This is a genomic window from Inquilinus limosus MP06, from assembly GCF_000767795.1.
Classification (GTDB): Bacteria; Pseudomonadota; Alphaproteobacteria; order DSM-16000; family Inquilinaceae; genus Inquilinus; species Inquilinus limosus_E.
In genome coordinates, this window is record NZ_JANX01000795.1 from 1 (window position 1) to 2,164 (window position 2,164).

The following is a 2,164-nucleotide window of genomic DNA, read 5'->3' on the forward strand; positions in this document are numbered from 1 at the left end:
TGGCTGGCGCCCGGCCGTGCCGCGGCGGTGGAGGCGCTGCTGGTCGGCATCCTGGTCGAGGTGCTGCGCCTGGCGCCGCAGGCCGGGGAGGGGGAGCGGGCGGCGCCCGGGCCGCAGGCGCTGCTGGTGGCCCGGTTCCGCGAGCGGATCGAGCAGCGCTACCGCGCCCATGACGAGGTCGAGGAGTATGCCCGGGCCCTGGCGGTCAGCCCGAAGCAGCTCTGGGCCGCCTGCCGCCGGGTGGCCGGCGCGCCGCCGGCCCGGCTGATCCAGGGTCGGCTGCTGCTCGAGGCCAAGCGCCTGCTGCTCTACACCAACGCCCCGGTGGCCGAGGCGGCCTATGCCCTGGGCTTCAACGACCCGGCCTATTTCTCGCGGCTGTTCACGAAGGAGACGGGCCGGTCGCCGCGCGACTTCCGCCGCGGCGGCGACGGCCGGGATCAGGCCAGCGTGTCGAGGACGCCGCCATCCACCCGCAGCGCCGCGCCGTTGGTGGCCGCGGCCTGGGGCGAGGCCACATAGACCACCATGTTGGCGATCTCCTCCGGCGCCGCCATGCGGCCGATGATCGAGGTCGGGCGGTGGGTGCGCACGAAGTCGCCGGCCGTCTCCTCGATCGACTTGCCGGACTCCGCGGCCATCTCGCGCAGGAACTCCCTCACGCCGTCGGTCATCGTCGGGCCCGGCAGCACCGAGTTGACGGTGACGCCGGTGCCGCGGGTCAGCTTGGCCAGGCCGCGGGCGAGAGCGATCTGCGCCGTCTTGGTGACGCCGTAATGGATCATCTCGATCGGGATGTTCACGCCGGATTCGGAGGAGATGAACACCACCCGGCCCCAGTTGCGCGCCAGCATGCCCTTCATGTAGGCGCGTGACAGGCGCACCCCGGACATGACGTTGACGTCGTGGATGTGCTGCCAGTCCTCGTCGGGAATGTCGAAGAACTCCTTCATCTCGAAGGTGCCGACATTGTTCACCAGGATGTCGGCCTCCGGCACCGCCGCGGCCAGCTCGGCGCAGCCCTCGGCGGAGGAGACGTCGGCCACGGCCGGGCGCAGCTTGGCGCCGGGCACGGCCCGGCCGATCCGCTCGACCGCCTCCGCCACCGCGGCGGGCTTGCGGCCGTTCACGATCACCTCGGCCCCGGCGGCCGCCAGCCCCTGGGCGATGGCGAAGCCGATGCCGGTGGTGGAGCCGGTGACGAGGGCGGACTTACCGGACAGGTCGATCTTCATGGGGTGGCTCCGTGCTGCGGGAGAAGGCCTGTCGTCAGACCAGGGCGCTGCCGCCATGAATATAGGCGGTGCTGCCGGTGGCGTAAGGGTTGGTGATGAAGGCCAGGATCTGGGTGGCGATGTGCTCCGGCTGGCCGACCAGCCCGGCCGGCAGGGTCGCCGCGGCGCGGTCATACATCGCCTGGCGCGCCTCGGCGGCCATGCGGTCGTAGAGCGGCGTCACCACCAGGCCGGGCGAGACGGTGTTGACCCTTACCGGCGCCAGCTCCAGCGCCAGGCCCTGGGCCAGCGCCTCCAGCCCGGCATTGATCGCGCCCTGGATCGCGGCGCCCTTGCGCGGCCGGATCGCCAGCACGCCGGTGACGAAGGTCAGCGACCCGCCGTCGCGGATCGGCGCGGCGCGGGCGACGCGATAGGCGCCCCAGAACTTCGAGTTCATCGAGGCGACGGCGTCGGCCAGCGGCAGCTCGCGCACCGCCGCCACCTTGGTCTGGGCCGCCGTGACCACGACATGGTCGTAGACGGTCCCGTTGCCAAAGAAGGCTTCGACCGCGGCGTCCGAGGTGGTGTCGAGCACCCGGCCCTCGGCCCCGGCGCCGATCCCGGCGACCGCGGCGTCGATCTTCTCCTGTGACCGCGAGGCGATGGTCACCCTGGCACCCAGGCCGGCGGCCGCCTGCGCCGCCGCCAGTCCGAGCCCCGAGCTGCCGCCCACCACCAGCACCCGCTGGCCCGAAAGATCGCCCATTTCTCTCTCCTTCGCTCTCCGCCGGCCCCTCCGGCCGATCGTCGCGAAGATCTGGATCTTCCATGGTCCGGAAATAATACTCGGCTTCGGAGAGTTACTCTTTCCGGATCGTTGAGAATGGGCCCGATCGAGAACCTGTCCGACATCGCCGTCTTCGCCCGCATCGCCGCCGCCGGCAGCC

General features: G+C 71.9%; 3 protein-coding genes. 1 reads left to right on the forward strand and 2 read right to left on the reverse strand.

Annotation, left to right across the window (positions count from 1 at the left end; translation table 11 throughout):
- Window positions 1-522 (forward strand): helix-turn-helix domain-containing protein (locus P409_RS32455; RefSeq protein ID WP_152613668.1); only part of this gene is annotated, 522 nt, incomplete at its 5' end.
- Here P409_RS32455 and P409_RS32460 read toward each other — a convergent pair.
- Window positions 441-1,235 (reverse strand): SDR family NAD(P)-dependent oxidoreductase, encoded by a 795-nt coding sequence (locus tag P409_RS32460; RefSeq protein WP_034848349.1) that lies wholly within the window; start codon window positions 1,233-1,235, stop codon window positions 441-443. The genes P409_RS32455 and P409_RS32460 overlap by 82 nt on opposite strands.
- Before the next feature lie 34 nt (window positions 1,236-1,269).
- Window positions 1,270-1,983 (reverse strand): SDR family oxidoreductase, encoded by a 714-nt coding sequence (locus tag P409_RS32465; protein WP_034848351.1) that lies wholly within the window; start codon window positions 1,981-1,983, stop codon window positions 1,270-1,272.
- Between the last annotated feature and the right edge of the window lie 181 nt (window positions 1,984-2,164).